This is a genomic window from Pseudomonas hydrolytica (assembly GCF_021495345.1).
Taxonomy (GTDB): Bacteria; Pseudomonadota; Gammaproteobacteria; order Pseudomonadales; family Pseudomonadaceae; genus Aquipseudomonas; species Aquipseudomonas hydrolytica.
This window is the reverse complement of the sequence record NZ_CP099397.1, coordinates 2,519,891-2,534,249: the sequence shown is the minus strand read 5'-3', so window position 1 is coordinate 2,534,249 and position 14,359 is coordinate 2,519,891. Positions and strand designations below refer to the sequence as shown.

Here is a 14,359-nt window from a genome sequence, read left to right as displayed (position 1 = left end):
TAGAAGCCCCTGTAACTAGTGGGGACGAGCGTTAAGCTCGCTGCTACGTTAACCACGACGCCCTGTCAGCAACCTGATCCGAACATTACAGTTCTGTCAGTTTGCTATTTCTTTCTTGTAGGCCCTCTTGAAGGCTCGGTACTGTCTTCCTGCCCGCGCAGCCTTGCGGATTCCATGGGCCTGATCGGTAGCAATGCCTGAGCTAACTCGTTCATTCGCACCGACGGATCGCGACCATCAAACAATCAAGAGAGATAGCCACTATGTCGAACAAATCCAACGTAGCTACCGGTGCCGCCTTGGCTCTGGTGGCCGCCAGCCTGTTCTCCACCCTGCCCGTCCAGGCTGCTCAGGAAACCAAAGCAGCAGAAGTGAAGTGCTTCGGGATCAATGGTTGCAAAGGGCAGAACGACTGCATGACCGCGAAAAACGACTGCAAAGGCCAAGGCGAATGCAAAGGCCAAGGGTTCAAGTTGATGACCCAGACCAAATGTGACGAAGCCGGTGGCAAAACCAGCGAATAAGGCGGTTCAGGGGAGTGCATGCCACTCCCCTGCTGGAGTCTCGAATGAGTAAGCGCAAAACTCTGGGTTTCGGTCTTGGCCTTCGTAACGAGTATTACCGGCAGATCCTGGAGGAACGGCCTGCGGTCGACTGGTTCGAGATCATTTCCGAGAATTACCTGGTGGAGGGCGGCAAGGCTCTCTACTTCCTTGATGCGATCGGCGAGCACTACCCCCTGGTGATGCACGGAGTATCTCTTTCGATTGGCGGCTCACATGCCTTGGACATAGACTACCTACGACAGCTCAAGCAGCTGGCGGATCGGGTGCAGCCTCAGTGGGTGTCTGATCACCTGTGCTGGAGTCGAGGCAACGCCCATCAACTTCACGATCTGCTGCCGCTGCCGTTTACCAAGGAGAGCCTGCTGCATGTCGCGGCCCGGGTGCGCCTGGTGCAGGATGTTTTGGAGCGTCCCATCGTGCTGGAGAACGTTTCCTCCTACGTGCAGTGGACAACATCCAGCATGAGCGAGTCTCAGTTCCTCTCGGAGCTTAGTTACCTGACCGGGTGCGAGCTGCTTCTCGACGTGAACAATGTCTACGTCAGTTCGCGAAACCAGGGTTTCGACCCTTGGCAGTTCATCACGGAGCTGCCGCAGGAGCGGATTCGGCAAATTCACCTGGCCGGGCACAGCGATTACGGGCAATACCTCATCGACACCCATGATCAGCCCATCGCTGATCCGGTTTGGTCTCTCTACAGCAAGACTTTGAGCTACTTGGGCCCGACATCGACCTTGATCGAGCGGGATGACCAGTTTCCGCCGCTGGAAGAGCTGTTGTCCGAATTAGCACATGCCCGTGCTATCGCCAAATCTGTGATATCGGGGGCCACCCCTTGAGCCTGATCGCCGTACAGACTGCATTTGAAACTTACCTGACAGGTGACAGTGCCCTGCCCTCCAACGAGCTTTTGGAGCAGATCCGAGGTAGCACAGCGCTGAGTGCTCTCGAAGGCCTGCAGATCTACCATAACGCCTATCGCTCGCGCCTGCTGGCGGTGCTGCGCGAGGATTTCCCGGCGCTGCAGCAATGGCTGGGAGAAGAGTCGTTCGAGCAACTCGCACTGGCCTATTTCACCGCCTGGCCATCACGGCATTTCAGCATTCGCTGGCTTGGTGAGAAGCTGCCCGAGTTTATTGGCAGCTACATTGCGGAACCTCAACTTTCACCGATTCGCGAACTCGCGGAGCTTGAGTGGGCTTTTACACTGGCTTTCGATGCTCAGGACGTCGAAGCGCTTTCACTGCAGGCCATCAGTGAGTTTTCGGCTGAAGACTGGGTTTCATTCAGGGTTTCCCTGACTCCATCTGCCAGATGGCTGCGATTGCAGTACAACACCCTGGCGCTGTGGAAGGCTGCCAAGTCTGGGGATCTGCTTCCCGTTGCCACCCAACCAGCCGGGAATCGAGACTGTCTGGTCTGGCGTCATAACCTCATATGCCAGTACCGAAGCCTGGAGCCAGAAGAGGCGTCTGCATTGCGGTTTTTCGTCGAGGGTGGATCGTTCGCCGAACTCTGCGAGTCATTGAGCGCAACACATGGAAAGCAAGCCCCCCTGCAGGCCGCAACTTGGTTGAAATTGTGGGTCAACGAAGGTTTGCTAAAGCTCAGGGCAACTATTCACGAATGACCCGGACCTATAGGCTAGCGACTTCTCTTTGGCCACTCCGAGCGCGTCTATGACACACCGCATCATTCATTTCAAACAGCAAGCCTTGCTGGACCCAGAGACTTACCAGGCGATGCTGGCCGACGGCGTCGGTCATTGGGAAGCGCTTGTAGGAAAAGTCGTCGGAATAGAAGACGAGAAAAGCCACGAGTTCGCCGCATTGAAAAGCCTGTTCAAGCGAAAGCGCTACTCCTATGACACGCTGGAAATGCGCGAGCCAGGCGATCACTCAAACTGGCTTCGCGGCCGAGATGGGGAAGAAGATATTACTAACGAGGTCACCAGTATCCACGGGCTGAAAGAGCTCTCAGAACTGGAGATTTAGTCGGTCGGCAGGCCAGTGCTCAAGCGCTGACCTGGGCCGCATAACCAAGCTCCTGGATCAGCTCGCGGATCGATTCGGCACTTTCTGTGCTCTCTACAGTGACCTTGCCGGCCGCCCGATCCACCTCTACGCGTGCGTCCTGATCCAGCGTCTGGATGGCCTTCGTGATTTTGCTGACGCAACTGCCACAACCCATTCCGGTAACCTTCAGGATAAACATGTCTCACCTCTCTGATTGAACGACCAGGATGGCCCTACGACAAGCATCAACCTTCCCGCATTGGTAAGGTCAAGTTATTACCGTTTGCCGGTAGAGCTTTGTCATTATCAAAAATTTTACGTTAAAGGTTTCAATGGTACGCACTTCCAATAAGTGTTGTGCGCCAAACATTAAGCATTGGATGATTTTAAACTGCTCTGGCATAAATCCGTGCCTATGCCAGAGCAGTATATTATTAATGTTATGCTGCCATTTGCTCACATTTCTCCGCGCATTCTACGCATGCTTTGCTGCACTTTTGGCAATGATCCGCTTGATGTTTTGCGCACTCTTCCCCGCATGCGCGGCAGATCTTTGCACAAAAAGCACAGAACTCTTTAGCGTACTCACTCTCACGGCTCATCAAGGTAGCAGCCAGTGCGCATATGTTCGCGCAGTCGCGGTCGAGTTCGATGCATCGAGCCATCATTTTTAAGTCGTCCTCACGCAGACAAGCAGAGGCACACGTTTCGCAAACCATGGCACAGTTCGAGCAGGCTTGAATACAAGAAGCAAACATTGAATTTTTCATTGCGCTCTCCAGATAATTATATGTCGTCTAGCTAGCTGAAGAACTCCTGCCTCATCGGCTTTCAGCAAGCACAAAAAATACGACATGCTCCCGTCGAACGCGTTTCGATCAATTTAATTACAATCCTGTAATGCTCTTCCCATGCCCTAGGCGCATAAGTGGGATAATCCAGAGACACCTACGGTCCAACCCGCTGATAGCAGGCCGGCTTCGCTAGCCGACCGTGAGCAATAAGAGCATGGCCTCTGCCAGTCATTAAGGTGTAAGCAGGCTATTCAATGCGCGCCTGGCGCAGTCGTAGAGCGTTGAATACCACCGACGCCGAACTGACACTCATCGCCAGCGCAGCAATCAAAGGCGACAGAAGATGCCCCGTCAGCGGGTACAGCAGCCCCGCTGCTAGCGGGATTCCCATCGCGTTGTAGAGGAACGCAAAGGCGAGGTTCTGCCTCATGTTTTTCACGGTTGCCACTGACAGGGTGCGCGCTCGCAGAATGCCCATCAGATCTCCCTTGACCAGCGTCACTTGGGCGCTGTTCATCGCCACATCGGTACCGGTGCCCATGGCGATACCTACGTCAGACCTAGCCAGGGCGGGCGCATCGTTGATGCCGTCACCCGCCATGGCGACACGACGGCCATAGCCCTGCAAATCGGCGACCAGTTTCTCCTTATCCTGCGGTTTGACCTCACCATGCACTTCCTCGATTCCGAGCTGCTTCGCCACGGCTCTTGCTGTGGTGAGGCCATCACCAGTGGCCATGATGACCTTTACGTCTTCGCTTTGAAGCTTGGAGACAGCCTGTTGAGAAGTAGGCTTGATCGGATCGGAAACGGCCAGGAGTCCCGCCAGGCGACCATCAACGGCCAAATAGATGATGCTGATGCCTTCCAGACGCAGTTGCTCGGCGCGATTGCGCAGCGGGGTAATATCGACGCCCGCCTCGTCCATCAGTGCGGTGTTGCCGAGCTGAAGCTGATGGTCATCGACCTGGCCGCGCACACCAATACCCGAGCCAGATTCGAAAGTGTCCGGTTTGACCAGTGCAATGCCCTGACCGCGCGCATGATGGACGATGGCATGAGCCAGCGGGTGCTCACTACCCTGGTCGAGACTAGCAGCCAGGCGCAGCACTTCATTGGAGTCGTAACCGCCTGTCCCTTCCGCATTATGGAATACGGGACGCCCCTCAGTCAGGGTTCCAGTCTTGTCGACGATGAGCGTGTCGATCTTGCATAGATTTTCGATGGCGCTGGCATCGCGGAACAACACACCGCTGCTAGCGGCCTTGCCAGTCGCAACCATGACGGACATCGGGGTTGCCAGACCCAGAGCGCAGGGACACGCAATGATTAGCACCGCCACCGCATTGATCAGGCCAAATACCCAGCCTGATTCCGGCCCGAATAGCCCCCAGCCGAAGAACGTAAGGACCGCGATCAGGATCACCCCAACCACGAAATACCCTGCCACCGCATCAGCCATACGCTGCATGGGGGCCTTGGAGCGCTGGGCCTTGGCCACCATCTGCACGATCTGCGACAGCATGGTTTCGGCACCGACTTTCTGCGCCTTCATCACTAGACTGCCGTGGGTGTTCAGGGTGGCACCGATAAGGGCATCGCCTATCCGCTTGGTAACCGGTACTGGCTCGCCGGTGAGCATCGATTCGTCGACTGCGCTCTCACCCTCCAGCACAGTGCCATCTACAGGAACCTTCTCGCCTGGCCGGACACGCAGATGATCGCCCTGATGGACATGAGTTAGAGGAATGTCCTCTTCTACTCCATCGGGCCTGATGCGCCGCGCTGTCTTTGGTGCCAGTCCCAGCAGCGATTTGATAGCTGCGGACGTCTGCGAGCGAGCCTTTAGTTCGAGCATTTGGCCCAACAGCGTGAGTGAGATAATCACCGCGGCTGCTTCAAAATAGACGCCGATACGTCCGTCCTGGACAAAGTCCGCCGGAAACCACTGCGGAACCAAGGTAGCGGCCACGCTGTAGAGGTAGGCAGCTGCAGTTCCCAATCCGATCAGCGTCCACATGTTGGGGCTGCGGTGCCGGATGGAGTCAATGCCGCGGGCGAAGAACACCCATCCACCCCATAGCGTCACGGGCGTCGCCAGAGCCAGCTCGACCCAGTTCTGTGTCGCGCCATGAAACAGTTGCAAGGAATGGCCGGTCATCGCCAGCATGGTCACGATGACGGTCAGCGGTAGGGTCCACCAGAATCGCCGAGCGAAGTCCTTCAGCTCCGGGTTTTCCTCCTCTTCCAGCTCCGGGATGACAGGCTCCAGCGTCATGCCACAGATCGGGCAGTTGCCAGGAGTCGGTTGGCGAATCTCAGGATGCATCGGACAGGTGTATGCGGCTCCTTCTGGTGCCGATATCGGGGGCTGACTCGTATGCTGATGTGCTTCATGAGACGAGTTGCCCATGTACAAGTGGGGATCAACTTGAAACTTCTGCAGGCATTTGGCACTGCAGAATCGGTAGGTCTTCCCTTCAACGCTCTCGCGATATGGGCTATCAGATTTCACCTCCATGCCACACACAGGATCGCGTTGACTTTCCGGTTGACCGTGCGAGTTGTGCCCATGTCCGTGATCGTGGCAGGAGGAATTTCGCATGTGATTTATTTCCTATCTTCGTCCTTAGAAACCGTGGCACCGCTAGCGTGGGAGTGCCCGCCATGATTGTGGCCAAACAGGTGCATAAGCGGGCATAGCAGCAAGATGAGGTATGGCAGGGCCTGTGAGATGTGACCGTAATGCTCGCGTGCCACATAGAAGATGCCGATTACGGCCAGCATGATCAGCGCAATGCCAATCTTGCTCTTCCAAAAAGGCGGTTCAGTGGTACTGGTGTGATGGGTATGGTCCATGACAATAGCCTCGTTTCAATGGCAGCTGGATCAGCATAGGTGTCCCAGACTGGGCGGAGTTGACGAGTATCAATAGACGTCAGCGTACGATCACCTTACCGACCATTCCCGACTGATAATGTCCTGGAATATTGCAGGCGAACTCCAGTTCGGTGGCGGCGGAGAAGGTCCAGATCAACTCTTCGCGTGCTCCAGGTCCGACAAGAACACTGTTGGGGTCATCGTGTTCCATACCAACCATCTTCATGCCGCCCATGGCATGGCCCATATTGCTCATGTCATGCGCCCCCGTTGGGGACAGCGTGCCGTTCTGAAACATCGCAGCCATCTCTTTCTGATGTGCGGCATGGGATGCCGCTTTTCCAAGATTGAATTCGTGTAGCAGTGCACCGTCATTTTTCAGTACGAAGCGAACCGTCTCGCCTGCTTTGATCTCCATAGCTTTAGGTTCGAAGAAGATGTCCCCCATCCGTACTTCGATGGTGCGATCTACAGCCTGACTGTCTCCCAGTTGCCCGATGCTGTCTTTATTGTGGCCCGGGCTGGCCATCGCGTTGGCTGCGCCGAGCAGCAAACCCACGGTGGTGATCAAAGAAAGGGATATGAGTTTCATGGTGTGCCTATGGGGTAGTTAGGAGATATGCGCCCCTATGCTGATTGAGTGCCGCTGCCGGCAGGCTGACGCGCAAACTACATTGCAGTAAGGTTTGTCAGATCGGTGCTAACCAGCCCGCGGCCGACGGGTAGCACCGGTGCTGGGCTAACGCAGAGCAAACTCACCGACCATTCCCGCCTGGTAATGCCCAGGCAATGTACAGGCGAAGCTCAAACTACCCGCCTGAGGGAAGGTCCACACGAACTCTTTAGTTGTGCCGGGCTCGACGAAAACAGCATTCGGATCGTCATGCTTGGCTTTGATGACTTCCGGATAGCCTGGAGGGTTGGAGTCTCCCGTGCCATAACGCTCATGCCAGACAATGCGTTCGGCCATGCCGGTCGGTGTCAATGTGCCGTCCTTGAACAAGGACGCCATCTTGCGCTGGTGTTCCAGCTGGGAAGCGGCTTGCCCGATGTTGAACTCGTGCATCAACGCGCCCTCGTTCTTCAAAATGAAGCGCACGGTTTCACCCGGTTTCACATCGATCGTTTTCTGGCTGTAGCTGATGTCGTCCATCTTCACGAAGATGGTACGAGTTGCTGGCGTCGCCTGGGTCTGCTGCCCAATGCCATTGCTACTGCCGCCGGTCTCGGCAAATGCCGGAAAAGTGGTGCTGATAAACAAAGTGCTGATCAGCAGCTTAAGGGGTATGCGTTTCATGGTGAGACCTCGTGATGGACGCTGGAAATCTCATGTTATTCCCCACTTGCTGCCAGGCCGCTGACCCCAAAACTACAATTGCGTCAGCTGGGAAAAAGCACGGCGCCTTAGAGGCGCCGCTAGGCCAAAGGAGCAATCACGAAAGGCCTGGAAGATGGGGGAAATCTTTACTGATGGCATTCCTTGTCGGCCATCATCAGCTTGTGCTCTCGAATCATTTGACCCAGCACGTCGTCTACAAGCTTGTCATGCTTTTCCATCCAGGCCAGATGCTCTTCGGCAGACATGTCTGGCGCGGGATGTTCGTTGTGCAGTTGGCTCATGATGTCTTCGAGCATGTTCATATGCTCCTTCATGTGCACATGCCGCTCGCCGACCGGGGCCTTCTCCGCCTGGATCAGCACGGCTTCTGCTTTGTCGCGCATCTGCTGGATGCGTTCGAATACTCGATCGCTGCCCCCTTCGGCCCAAGCCATAGAAGACAGCAGTAGCGAACCAACCAGAAGCAAAGGTTTCAGCGATTTCATGGGGCAGTCTCCATCAGTGAAAACTATGGCCGGCACCTCTGCTTTTGGTCTGTCGAGGGCCGAAAGCACAACCCAGTGCTCATGCTTGCACCCTAGACAAGCCACCCTGTCAGCGACCTGAAACCAGAATTACATTTTCGTAAGCTTCTGGTTGGTGCCGCTGTTTGCCTGCAAACTCAGACCACCCGTTTTTTGGAGTCTGCTCGCATGAAACTACTGGTAGCTGAAGATGAACCCAAAACCGGTGCATATCTGCAGCAAGGCCTCACCGAAGCGGGATTCAATGTCGACCGGGTTATGACAGGTACGGATGCCCTGCAGCACGCGCTGAGCGAGCCCTATGACCTGCTGATCCTGGATGTGATGATGCCGGGGCTGGACGGATGGGAAGTGCTGCGCATGGTGCGCGCCGCCGGAAAAGACGTCCCAGTGCTGTTCCTGACCGCACGCGATGGTGTGGACGATCGCGTTAAAGGGTTGGAACTGGGCGCGGATGACTACCTGATCAAGCCATTTGCTTTCTCAGAGCTTCTGGCCAGGGTCAGAACGCTGCTGCGCCGAGGCAATGGCTCACCCACGCAAACCACCATGAAAATTGCCGATCTGGAAGTCGATCTGATGAAACGGCGCGCTGTCCGGGGTGGGAAGAGAATTGACCTGACGGCGAAGGAGTTTTCACTGCTGGAACTGCTACTGCGCCGGCGCGGCGAAGTGCTCCCGAAATCGCTGATTGCTTCGCAGGTGTGGGACATGAACTTCGACAGCGACACCAACGTCATTGAGGTCGCTGTACGTCGGCTGCGCGCCAAGATCGATGACGATTTTGATCTCAAGCTGATCCATACCGCCCGCGGCATGGGGTACATGATGGATGCGCCGGAGTGAATATGAAGCACCTCTCGCTGACCGCTCGGATGAGCTTGATGTTCATGTCCGCGGTGATTGCAGTCCTGACAGTAGCGGGGCTGAGCTTCAACATGCTCAGCCAGCACCACTTCAAGATGCTGGACCGGCAGGCCCTGGTGGAAAAACTCGAATCAGCCAAACACATTCTCAACAACGCTCGCAGCGGAGCTAGCCTCTCCGAGGAGTTACCGCAGTTGCGAGCCTTACTGGGGGCGCATCAGGATCTGGCCGCAACCATCCTGGCCAGCGACGGCGCAGTGCTCTTTTCCGACCCCAGAGCAGTCGAAGTGCCGGAACGCTTCAGGCGTGCCGATGAGCAGAGCATGTGGGAGTGGCAGAAAGACGAGCACATGTACCGGGGCATGACGGCTCAAATCTCTGTGACTGACCAACCCGAACCGCTTACAGCTCTGCTGATTCTCGATGTCACCAATCACACGCACTTTTTCGACACGCTGCAGCGATGGTTCTGGATTGGATTGGTCATCAGTGCCTTGGTCAGTGCGGCGCTTGGCTGGGTGGTTGCTCGCAGTGGTCTTAGGCCCCTGCGGCAAGTCACTGATGTAGCCTCCGGGATGTCCGCTCGCTCGTTACAGGAACGAATCCCTCTAGAACCAGTGCCGCGGGAACTTCAGCAACTGGTTCTATCCTTCAATGCGATGTTGGCTCGGCTAGAGGATGCCTTCGTTAGGCTCTCCAATTTTTCGGCCGACATTGCCCACGAGCTACGCACGCCCGTTAGCAACCTGATGACCCACACCGAGGTCGTGCTGAGCAAGAAACGCGATATCAATGCCTATGAAGAGAATCTGTACTCGAACCTGGAGGACTTGAAGCGCATGTCTCGCATGATCGATGACATGCTGTTCTTGGCCAAGGCTGATAATGGCCTGATCATCCCAGAGCAGGCCAGGATCGAACTGGCCGACGTAGTCTTCAAACTGTTCGACTACTACCACCTCCTGGCAGAAGAGCGCGACATTGAACTATCGCTCACAGGGAAAGGCCAAGTGCTAGGAGATCGGCTGATGCTTGATCGAGCGCTGTCCAACTTGCTGTCCAATGCGCTGCGTTACACGCCGGCGGGAAAGACAATTTCGGTTCTGATCCGCCAGACAGCGGACTCAACTATCTTCAGCATCGAGAACCCAGGTAACACAATCAGCTCGGAGCATCTAGAGAAACTCTTCGACCGCTTTTACCGGGTTGACCCCGCTCGGCGGGAGGGCAGCCCGAGCAACGCCGGGCTCGGTCTTGCCATCACCCGCTCCATCATTGAGGCTCACAAAGGCCGCATCTGGTGTACTTCAGCGGCGGGTGTCACGGGCTTTCACATCGAATTCCCCCATCACCAATGTTGTCGGCCTGGCGGTAAGTCGGCTACTGCCAACCGCTAGCCCAACTTGACCGAGTGGGTGCAGGTGCAGTTCGACTAAGCGCAGATTGCATTCGCCATCCAGATAGGCAACGAGCGGTGAGCTGACACTAGAGCCCCCATTCGCTCTCGGGTAATAGCTTATGAAGTTTCGTAACGGCATCCCCCGCGCTTGCCTCGCCAATCCAATCCAATGCTCGAATGGCGCCCCTGCTCCAGTAGCGCTAAGAGCCATCAATCATCGAGGCTTATACCGAAGTCTGGCCATCACATGCTGGGCTACCTGGTGCTCATTCGCGAGGCGTGGCGCATGGCGGCAAAGATTATCGATTCAGATGATTTCGCGGGGTATCTGCATTGCCAGATTTATCTGATTGAGTATTTGCATCGGTGTCTAGCATGAGCATGACCTGCTCTGCATGGATGCTGAAGCTTCTTTGGAGCACCACCAAGAGATGCTACCAACAAAAAATGAGTAGGGTGAATTGGAGAAGCCTCAGCGTGCTGGGTATATCCACCCTTGACCCTGTAGCTGCTACAGGGTTTTTAATTCGGCAGGTTCAAATTCAATAGGAAATGCGGGTCATGAGCACTTGTGAGAAGTCCTGTGGCTGCGGTTCTGCTTCGCCCCCCCCTGAAACCGCAACAATGTCTGTGGCTGAAGGAAGCTGGATCAGCACTTTTTCCGTGCCCAAGATGGATTGCCCTTCCGAAGAGCGGATGATTCGGTTAGCACTGAATGGCTTGCCTGAGCTTCATTCGTTGTCCTTCGATCTGGCCAACAGGCAGGTCCGCGCGTTTCATGACGGTTCGGTTGAGCAGCTTGCCAGCAAGCTGGAGTCGCTAGGTCTGGGAGCAATGCTGCTAGACATTCAACCGGCTAGCCGGGAGTCTGTCGCGGCCAACAGTGCCAGTGAAGAGCTAACTGCCACGAAAGAGGCCAGTACGCTGAAAATCCTGCTCGGCATCAATGGTGCGATGTTTGTCACCGAGATGACCGCTGGGTTAATCGCTCAGTCGGCTGGTTTGGTTGCCGACTCTCTGGACATGTTTGCTGATGCAGCCGTGTACGGACTGGCTCTCTACGCGGTCGGTCGTAGCGTACAGCTGCAAGTACGTGCAGCTCATCTGGCAGGCTTCCTTCAAATCGTATTGGCTCTGGGCGTACTAGGGGAAGTGGTTCGGCGCATCCTCTACGGAAGCGAGCCTGAGTCGATGCTGATGTTGGGGGTAGGCATAGTTGCACTGGCGGCAAACGTCAGCTGCCTCTTGCTGATCTATGGCCACCGCGAAGGTGGTGCCCACATGAAAGCGAGCTGGATCTTCTCAGCCAACGATGTGCTCGCAAATATCGGTGTGATCGCTGCAGCGGCACTGGTTGCATGGACAGGTTCTCCCTACCCAGACTTGGTCATTGGTACTGTCGTAGGGCTCTTCGTACTGAATGGAGCGCGTCGCATATTGGCTCTGAAAGGCTAATCAGCAACGTCGCCCGCGGCGTCATAAGGCAATTACGATGAGCCTTCAACCCTCCACCGGCAGCTGGAATCTGCTGCTGATCGCCTGGCTAGTAGCTCTGGTGTCGACCCTCTCCGCGCTGTTCATCGGCGAAGTAATGGGGCAGGCGCCATGCGTGCTGTGCTGGTTCCAGCGTGCCTTCATGTTCCCACTAGCGGTAATTCTGGCTATCGCCTGCTACCACTCAGACTTCGCTATCTGGCGCTATGCCTTGCCGCTGGCCGCCATCGGCGCAGCACTGGCCTTGGCCCATACGCTGCTTTATGCAGGGTTGATTCCCCAGCCGATTCAGCCGTGCACGGCTACCGGCCCGTCTTGCTCAGGATCTGACATGACCATCTTTGGCGGCATGCCTTTGCCGGTGCTAGCCCTGTTGGCCTTTGCCCTGATCGCCGTCCTACTCATCATCATCCGTCGGAGAACCATTTAATGAACCGCCGCCCTCTGGTCCTGATCATCTGCGTGGTGATCCTGGCCGCCTTTGCTGCCGCTGCATACCTGTACGTGCCATCGAAATCGTCCCAGACATCGCAGCAGCCCCAGGCAACCGCGCCAGCGCAAGCGGCAACGGAAGCCACCTCAGACAGTAGCAACCTAGTCCGTTTCCACTCGCCGGTGTTCGGCCCAGCCAAAGCCCCGGTGACCATCGTTGAGTTCTTCGACCCGTCGTGTGAGGCATGTCGCGCCTTCTACCCGCATGTGAAAAAAATCCTCGCCGAGAACCCCGCCGAAGTGCGCTTGGTGCTGCGCTATGTGCTGTTCCACCAAGCATCTGAGGAGGTGGCACGCCTGTTGGAGGCCTCGCGTAAACAGAACCTATATCCGCAGGTGCTGGAGGCCGTGCTAGAAGCCCAGCCGGGCTGGCACGACGACCCCAAAGCCCAAGAGGCCTGGATCGTCGCCGAACGAGTCGGCCTGAATGTGGAGAAAGCTCGTGCGGACATGAACACACCCGCTGTCGATGCCGTACTTAAGATAGACATGCAGGACGTTAAGGCGGTGGGTGTTCAGGGCACACCGACTTTCTTCGTCAATGGCCGCCCGCTGGACGAGTTTGGCCTCGAACCACTGCGCCAATTAGTGGGTAGCGAAGTCGCCAAGGTAAGGAAGTGACGCCATGGGTGTGCTGGAAAATCGTATTCCACCGCCCTTGGTCGCAACCCTCATCGGAGTTCTGATGGGGGGAGCCGATTGCTACTTGCCAAGCTTTGATCTGACGCTTGGCTTGCGCGTGGCCATCTCGCTGCCCGTGTTATTGCTGGGGCTGGGCGTGTGCCTTGCCGGAGTGCTGTCCTTCCAACGCGCTTCTACCACGGTCAACCCGCTACGCCCGGAGAAGGCCTCTGCCTTGGTCGATGGCGGCATCTACCAGCACACCCGCAACCCGATGTATCTGGGCTTCGCCACTGCTCTGGTGGCTTGGTCGCTGATGCTAGCCTCGCCATTCACACTGCTCGGTGTGGTCGCCTTCGTGATGTACATGAACCGCTTCCAGATTGATCCCGAGGAGCGGGCACTGAGGTTGCTTTTTGGCGAGGAGTTCGTCCGCTACTGCTCAAAGGCACGGCGCTGGCTTTGAGCCAGCTCGCTAATCGAAGTTTTTAGCCCAACAGTCCAGTTCGTCCCATCTAGCTTTACAACTAATATGGAAATTCATATATTCGATTAAGCGAATATTATGAGATGTGGCCGATGACCAACAAAAGCAGTGTGCTGTTCGTGTGCGTCGCTAATGCCGCCCGGTCTCAGCTGGCCGAGGCGCTCCTGCGGCATACCGATTCCGAGCATTTCGAGGCATTCAGTGCGGGCACCGACCCAGGTGGTGTTGATCAGCGGACCATCGAGGCATTGGAGCACCTGGGTGTGAGTACTGAGGGCCTGCGCAGTAAGTCCATCGATGGGTTCGAGGGCAAGCGCTTCGACTATGTCATCACCCTGTGCGACAAGTCGGCGCTGGAGTGCCAGGCGCTTCCTAGTGCTGGCGAGGTTCTCGCGTGGAACTTTGAAGACCCGGTTACGAGCACCAAGCCGGAAGCATTCCGCCACACGCTTCATGAGATCCATGAGCGCATCAAGATGTTCGTCCTGGTGAAAACCAAACGCTGAGGTCGCTATGGCTGAGTCCCTAACTCCCACCACCGTTTTCAAATGCCTGGCTGACGAGACGCGTGTCCGCGCCATGATGCTGATCGTGCAAGAGGGCGAGCTCTGCGTGTGCGAGCTGACCTGCGCGCTCGATGAGAGCCAGCCCAAGATTTCTCGCCACCTGGCCCAGCTGCGTACCTGCGGGCTGCTTGAGGATCGCCGCCAAGGCCAATGGGTGTACTACCGCCTACACCCTGAACTGCCTGAGTGGGTCGTGCAGATCCTCCAGACCACGCACGCGGCGAACCACAGTCTGCTGGGTGATGACGCCCAACGTTTGCAGCAAATGGGGGATCGCCCAGAGCGTGCAGCAAGCTGCTGCTGAGCCCTGATGGT

The 14,359-nt window shown here is 56.4% G+C and carries 19 protein-coding genes; 12 read left to right on the top strand and 7 right to left on the bottom strand.

Annotation, left to right across the window (positions count from 1 at the left end):
• Positions 1-263 precede the first annotated feature (263 nt).
• The 4 genes from bufA2 to L1F06_RS11740 are packed head-to-tail and all read left to right on the top strand — an operon-like array spanning position 264 to position 2,560.
• Positions 264-524, top strand: coding sequence for a BufA2 family periplasmic bufferin-type metallophore (bufA2, locus tag L1F06_RS11755; protein ID WP_003460126.1), 261 nt, complete (start codon positions 264-266; stop codon positions 522-524).
• A 44-nt stretch (positions 525-568) separates the two neighbouring features.
• Positions 569-1,405: an MNIO family bufferin maturase gene (gene bufB, locus L1F06_RS11750; protein WP_129482720.1), complete on the top strand. Its 837-nt coding sequence runs from the start codon at positions 569-571 to the stop codon at positions 1,403-1,405.
• Positions 1,402-2,196, top strand: coding sequence for an HvfC/BufC N-terminal domain-containing protein (locus tag L1F06_RS11745; protein ID WP_129482719.1), 795 nt, complete (start codon positions 1,402-1,404; stop codon positions 2,194-2,196). The genes bufB and L1F06_RS11745 overlap by 4 nt, the downstream gene beginning before the upstream one ends.
• Before the next feature lie 49 nt (positions 2,197-2,245).
• Entirely contained in the window at positions 2,246-2,560 is a 315-nt protein-coding gene (locus L1F06_RS11740) for a hypothetical protein (protein WP_129482718.1), read from the top strand.
• 19 nt (positions 2,561-2,579) lie between these two features.
• Here L1F06_RS11740 and L1F06_RS11735 read toward each other — a convergent pair whose 3' ends face one another.
• From L1F06_RS11735 to L1F06_RS11705, 7 genes are all read right to left on the bottom strand, one after another.
• Positions 2,580-2,780, bottom strand: a complete 201-nt coding sequence (locus L1F06_RS11735; protein ID WP_129482717.1) for a heavy-metal-associated domain-containing protein — start codon at positions 2,778-2,780, stop codon at positions 2,580-2,582.
• A gap of 241 nt (positions 2,781-3,021) precedes the next feature.
• Positions 3,022-3,351 (bottom strand): four-helix bundle copper-binding protein, encoded by a 330-nt coding sequence (locus L1F06_RS11730; RefSeq protein ID WP_129482716.1) that lies wholly within the window; start codon positions 3,349-3,351, stop codon positions 3,022-3,024.
• Between the two features lie 271 nt (positions 3,352-3,622).
• Positions 3,623-5,980, bottom strand: a complete 2,358-nt coding sequence (locus L1F06_RS11725) for a heavy metal translocating P-type ATPase (RefSeq protein ID WP_129482715.1) — start codon at positions 5,978-5,980, stop codon at positions 3,623-3,625.
• 5 nt (positions 5,981-5,985) lie between these two features.
• Complete coding sequence (locus L1F06_RS11720; RefSeq protein ID WP_129482714.1) at positions 5,986-6,234, bottom strand: DUF2933 domain-containing protein; 249 nt, start codon at positions 6,232-6,234, stop codon at positions 5,986-5,988.
• Between the two features lie 79 nt (positions 6,235-6,313).
• Positions 6,314-6,847 carry a cupredoxin domain-containing protein gene (locus tag L1F06_RS11715; protein ID WP_129482713.1) on the bottom strand — a complete coding sequence of 178 codons (534 nt, stop codon included), beginning with the start codon at positions 6,845-6,847 and terminating at the stop codon, positions 6,314-6,316.
• Positions 6,848-6,994: 147 nt separating this feature from the next.
• Positions 6,995-7,552: a cupredoxin domain-containing protein gene (locus L1F06_RS11710; protein WP_129482712.1), complete on the bottom strand. Its 558-nt coding sequence runs from the start codon at positions 7,550-7,552 to the stop codon at positions 6,995-6,997.
• A 167-nt stretch (positions 7,553-7,719) separates the two neighbouring features.
• The gene (locus tag L1F06_RS11705) at positions 7,720-8,079 is read right to left on the bottom strand and encodes a co-regulatory protein PtrA N-terminal domain-containing protein (RefSeq protein ID WP_009394801.1); all 360 of its coding nucleotides are present in this window, start codon (positions 8,077-8,079) and stop codon (positions 7,720-7,722) included.
• A 207-nt stretch (positions 8,080-8,286) separates the two neighbouring features.
• Between L1F06_RS11705 and L1F06_RS11700 the strand changes: the two genes are divergently transcribed.
• The 8 genes from L1F06_RS11700 (at position 8,287) to L1F06_RS11665 (ending at position 14,348) form a co-directional block, all read left to right on the top strand.
• Entirely contained in the window at positions 8,287-8,964 is a 678-nt protein-coding gene (locus L1F06_RS11700; RefSeq protein WP_129482711.1) for a heavy metal response regulator transcription factor, read from the top strand.
• Between the two features lie 2 nt (positions 8,965-8,966).
• Positions 8,967-10,382: a heavy metal sensor histidine kinase gene (locus L1F06_RS11695; RefSeq protein ID WP_177491138.1), complete on the top strand. Its 1,416-nt coding sequence runs from the start codon at positions 8,967-8,969 to the stop codon at positions 10,380-10,382.
• A 563-nt stretch (positions 10,383-10,945) separates the two neighbouring features.
• Positions 10,946-11,839, top strand: a complete 894-nt coding sequence (locus tag L1F06_RS11690) for a cation efflux transmembrane domain-containing protein (RefSeq protein ID WP_129482709.1) — start codon at positions 10,946-10,948, stop codon at positions 11,837-11,839.
• Positions 11,840-11,876: 37 nt separating this feature from the next.
• Positions 11,877-12,308 carry a disulfide bond formation protein B gene (locus L1F06_RS11685; protein ID WP_129482708.1) on the top strand — a complete coding sequence of 144 codons (432 nt, stop codon included), beginning with the start codon at positions 11,877-11,879 and terminating at the stop codon, positions 12,306-12,308.
• On the top strand, positions 12,308-12,991 hold the full coding sequence (locus L1F06_RS11680; protein ID WP_129482707.1) for a DsbA family protein: 684 nt from the start codon (positions 12,308-12,310) through the stop codon (positions 12,989-12,991). Before L1F06_RS11685 ends, L1F06_RS11680 begins: the two co-directional genes overlap by 1 nt.
• 4 nt (positions 12,992-12,995) lie before the next feature.
• Positions 12,996-13,457, top strand: a complete 462-nt coding sequence (locus L1F06_RS11675) for a methyltransferase family protein (RefSeq protein ID WP_129482706.1) — start codon at positions 12,996-12,998, stop codon at positions 13,455-13,457.
• 113 nt (positions 13,458-13,570) lie between these two features.
• A complete protein-coding gene (locus L1F06_RS11670) occupies positions 13,571-13,984 on the top strand; it encodes an arsenate reductase ArsC (RefSeq protein ID WP_129482705.1) in 414 nt (137 codons plus the stop codon).
• 7 nt (positions 13,985-13,991) lie between these two features.
• Entirely contained in the window at positions 13,992-14,348 is a 357-nt protein-coding gene (locus L1F06_RS11665; RefSeq protein WP_129482704.1) for a metalloregulator ArsR/SmtB family transcription factor, read from the top strand.
• Positions 14,349-14,359: the final 11 nt, after the last annotated feature.

Coding starts and splice junctions, on each gene's coding strand:
- L1F06_RS11690 (WP_129482709.1), top strand. CDS start 10,946: ATGAGCACTTGTGAGAAGTCCTGTGGCTGCGGTTCTGCTTCGCCCCCC.
- L1F06_RS11715 (WP_129482713.1), bottom strand. CDS start 6,847: ATGAAACTCATATCCCTTTCTTTGATCACCACCGTGGGTTTGCTGCTC.
- L1F06_RS11735 (WP_129482717.1), bottom strand. CDS start 2,780: ATGTTTATCCTGAAGGTTACCGGAATGGGTTGTGGCAGTTGCGTCAGC.
- L1F06_RS11685 (WP_129482708.1), top strand. CDS start 11,877: ATGAGCCTTCAACCCTCCACCGGCAGCTGGAATCTGCTGCTGATCGCC.
- L1F06_RS11740 (WP_129482718.1), top strand. CDS start 2,246: ATGACACACCGCATCATTCATTTCAAACAGCAAGCCTTGCTGGACCCA.
- L1F06_RS11705 (WP_009394801.1), bottom strand. CDS start 8,079: ATGAAATCGCTGAAACCTTTGCTTCTGGTTGGTTCGCTACTGCTGTCT.
- bufA2 (WP_003460126.1), top strand. CDS start 264: ATGTCGAACAAATCCAACGTAGCTACCGGTGCCGCCTTGGCTCTGGTG.
- L1F06_RS11670 (WP_129482705.1), top strand. CDS start 13,571: ATGACCAACAAAAGCAGTGTGCTGTTCGTGTGCGTCGCTAATGCCGCC.
- L1F06_RS11675 (WP_129482706.1), top strand. CDS start 12,996: ATGGGTGTGCTGGAAAATCGTATTCCACCGCCCTTGGTCGCAACCCTC.
- L1F06_RS11680 (WP_129482707.1), top strand. CDS start 12,308: ATGAACCGCCGCCCTCTGGTCCTGATCATCTGCGTGGTGATCCTGGCC.
- L1F06_RS11720 (WP_129482714.1), bottom strand. CDS start 6,234: ATGGACCATACCCATCACACCAGTACCACTGAACCGCCTTTTTGGAAG.
- L1F06_RS11665 (WP_129482704.1), top strand. CDS start 13,992: ATGGCTGAGTCCCTAACTCCCACCACCGTTTTCAAATGCCTGGCTGAC.
- L1F06_RS11730 (WP_129482716.1), bottom strand. CDS start 3,351: ATGAAAAATTCAATGTTTGCTTCTTGTATTCAAGCCTGCTCGAACTGT.
- L1F06_RS11710 (WP_129482712.1), bottom strand. CDS start 7,552: ATGAAACGCATACCCCTTAAGCTGCTGATCAGCACTTTGTTTATCAGC.
- L1F06_RS11725 (WP_129482715.1), bottom strand. CDS start 5,980: ATGCGAAATTCCTCCTGCCACGATCACGGACATGGGCACAACTCGCAC.
- L1F06_RS11700 (WP_129482711.1), top strand. CDS start 8,287: ATGAAACTACTGGTAGCTGAAGATGAACCCAAAACCGGTGCATATCTG.
- bufB (WP_129482720.1), top strand. CDS start 569: ATGAGTAAGCGCAAAACTCTGGGTTTCGGTCTTGGCCTTCGTAACGAG.
- L1F06_RS11695 (WP_177491138.1), top strand. CDS start 8,967: ATGAAGCACCTCTCGCTGACCGCTCGGATGAGCTTGATGTTCATGTCC.